Here is a 2,903-nt window from a genome sequence, read left to right as displayed (position 1 = left end):
CACGAACTGCTGGAGGTGCTCAAAGCAGGCGAGTTGACGAAGAAGAAGTCCGGTCGCCCCAGCCCGTTAAGCCTAGAGGATCAACTGTTATTGACACTGGGTTACTGGCGAGAGTACCGCACGTTGTTCCACTTAGGTTTGAGCTATCAGGTGCATGAATCGACTGCCCAGCGAATCGTGAAGCGAGTTGAAACCCGATTGGAAGGGTCGGGGGTGTTAAGCTTAGCCCAAACGGCCTCTAGGGAGTGTGTACGGGGTGTGCTATTGGATGCGAGTGAAGTACCGATTGAACGACCCCAAAAAAACAAGCGGCTCACTACCGTGGAAAGAAGCACACCCACACCTTGAAGTTTCAGCTTCTGATTGAGGAACAGCAGGGACGTATTCTAGACGTGGCGACCTCGGCTGAGCAAGAACATGACCTCTGCTTAGCTCGCCGCCACGCTCATCATCTTCCGGCGGGTAGCGTCTGTGCGGTCGATCTGGGCTATGTTGGGTTCAGGGTCGAGGGATGCTCTGTGGTCATGCCGTTCAAAAAGCCGCTGGGTCGAGACTTAGAGCCGGAGCAAATCGAGTTCAATCAGCGGTTTGCTAAGGTTCGGGTCAAGGTGGAGCATCGGATTCGCTCATTGAAAATTTTTCGGATTCTGAAGGGCGTTTACCGAGGACGGCGACAGCGGTTTGGGCTGCGGTTACGGCTGATCGCCGCTCTCGTTAATCGGATGATTGGGGGATGATTATTTTCGCAAGAGGTCTATTTAACGGATTAATTACATGACCATCATTTATACCGACAATATACGGTAAGTGAGACTTTATAGAGGGTTACTTAGCTAACTACTTATTGGTCATTGCTGAACACTAACTAAACGCGCTCTATTTTATAGATTCCAAATTTTAAACCAATCATGTAAGTAGTTGAGTATATCTTAATATAGTAATATATGCCGATAGCTATAAATTTTTCAATTAGAGTGATGTCTGATTTTTTCCAAGGCTTTAATAAAGAACTAACTGATGGAAGATAGCCACGAAGTAAAAACATTAGTAAGCTGTGGCGAGTTTCTTTTCGATCGATATTTACTGTACCACCAGCCACTCTTCGACACTTTTGCAACATCGCAGCCAAACTATCCCGCGCAGGATGCTTCACAACAACCTCATGTGCATATTCAACCGATATGCCAAGATCATTGGCTCGCCAGCTCCATTCAATATCACCACCGGACATTAATGAGTCGTTAAACCAACCTACTACATCGAAATTTTTGCGCCAAGTAATCATATTAGCGGTGACTGCCCAGCCACTTTTTGCATAAGATGCTTGATCAAAAGCATAGATTTTCTCATAAGTTTCAATAAGCGTTAGTTTTTCTGATTTAAAGAACAAGTCAATCCGACCTGCAATCCGTTCAGCTCCTGCTTCTAATCTTACGGCTGCATTTTTAATCCAGTCTGTATCAGGAATACAATCAGAATCCGTAAAAGCAATAATTTCACCTGTAGCTAAGGCTAAAGCCGCATTACGTGCTGCATAAGAGCCTGGCTTGCTTTGAGAGACCAATCTAAAATTTTCAGGTAAATTAAAATTAGGCTCGTGATCATCAGGATCATTGTTAACTATAATCACTTCAAAGGCATCAAAGGGATAACTCTGTGTCGCCAAAGCGTCAATACATAGTTTTAACCCATCCCAATTGTGGTAAGTCGGCACAATTACACTTACAAATTTATTCATGAATAAAATTCTTTATTTGATCTGTCGAACCCGCACGCGGCAAACCCGTCACACACAGCAGTTGTTGATTAAAGGTCATACTCCCCCCAGCCTCGATGAAACCTATCAGCAAATCCACATGTTAAGCGGAGATTTGTCAACGAATGGTCAACCAATCGGTATTTTTTTGATGAGAAACTGGTCAGTCTGCGCTGAATTGTGCCAAAATGCTTAAGTAACAACCATTTGCTGACCTGTCGCCGGTTTGCCTGCCTCCCGCCCAGCCACTATACTGCGGGCATACCTACAGTGCGGATGCCACCACCATGTTCCCGAAAATCCCCTACGGCGAAAGCAATTTCAAAAAAGTCATTGAAGAAGGCTTTGTCTATATCGACAAAACTGACTACATCCCTAAACTAGAAGCTGCCGGTAGCCATATTTTTCTGCTGCGCCCGCGCCGCTTCGGGAAAAGCCTGTTCCTGTCGATGCTCGAATATTATTACGACGTCGCCCGCAAGGATGAGTTTGAGACGCTGTTTGGCAAGCTGTACATCGGGCAACATCCGACGCCGTTACGCAACACTTACCCCGTGCTGTTCATGGACTTCACCGGAATTGATACCGAGGGCGGGCATGAGGCGATTTTCCAGCGTATTAATGAGAAGGTGGATACTTACCTGCTGAGTTTTCTGCGACGTTACGCTTATCCTGAGGCGACACAACAGGAAATTAAGGCAAAAACCTCTCCTGCTGCCAAAATAGAGCATTTTTTCGACCTACTCGAGGGGGAAAAAATCCTATTCCTGATCGACGAATACGATCACTTTGCCAACAGCATTCTGGCGGATGATCTCAAACTATTTCAGAAAATCATGGGTAAAGGCGGTTTTGTGCGTAGCTTCTACGAGGTGTTGAAAACCGCCACGCAGCGCGGAGTACTGGATCGGCTGTTTGTTACGGGCGTGACCCCGCTGATGCTGGACAGCATGACCAGCGGCTTCAACATCGGCAAAAACTTATCCTTACACGAAGATTTCAACGAAGCGATTGGCTTTACCGAGGCCGAAGTCAGCACCTTGTTACAACCATTGGCAGACCACTGTAGGCTGGGATTGGAGACACTGCGGGAGGATGCACGGCTGTGGTACAACGGCTACCGCTTCAACCTCAAAGCCGACACCAG

At 46.7% G+C, this 2,903-nt stretch carries 4 protein-coding genes; 3 read left to right on the top strand and 1 reads right to left on the bottom strand.

Annotated features, from left to right (window positions below; genetic code table 11):
- Positions 1-348, top strand: a 348-nt coding sequence (locus B5D50_RS19920; protein WP_078924394.1) for a transposase family protein, incomplete at its 5' end; no start/stop codon positions are given.
- Positions 345-737: a transposase family protein gene (locus B5D50_RS19915; RefSeq protein ID WP_078924393.1), complete on the top strand. Its 393-nt coding sequence runs from the start codon at positions 345-347 to the stop codon at positions 735-737. The genes B5D50_RS19920 and B5D50_RS19915, both read left to right, overlap by 4 nt.
- A 128-nt stretch (positions 738-865) precedes the next feature.
- Here the strand turns inward: B5D50_RS19915 and B5D50_RS19910 are convergent, their stop codons facing one another.
- Positions 866-1,738 (bottom strand): glycosyltransferase family 2 protein, encoded by an 873-nt coding sequence (locus tag B5D50_RS19910; protein WP_078924392.1) that lies wholly within the window; start codon positions 1,736-1,738, stop codon positions 866-868.
- Positions 1,739-2,043: 305 nt separating this feature from the next.
- Here B5D50_RS19910 and B5D50_RS19905 point away from each other — a divergent pair.
- Positions 2,044-2,903 (top strand): AAA family ATPase (locus B5D50_RS19905; RefSeq protein ID WP_159448694.1); only part of this gene is annotated, 860 nt, incomplete at its 3' end.

The sequence above is a fragment of the Thiothrix eikelboomii genome, assembly GCF_900167255.1.
Lineage (GTDB): Bacteria > Pseudomonadota > Gammaproteobacteria > Thiotrichales > Thiotrichaceae > Thiolinea > Thiolinea eikelboomii.
Note: the sequence above shows the minus strand (reverse complement) of the source record. Positions and strands in the feature narration are given on the sequence as shown.

Bases quoted from the DNA above. Each gene is read 5' to 3' on its own strand.
- B5D50_RS19910 (WP_078924392.1), bottom strand. From the start codon at position 1,738: ATGAATAAATTTGTAAGTGTAATTGTGCCGACTTACCACAATTGGGAT.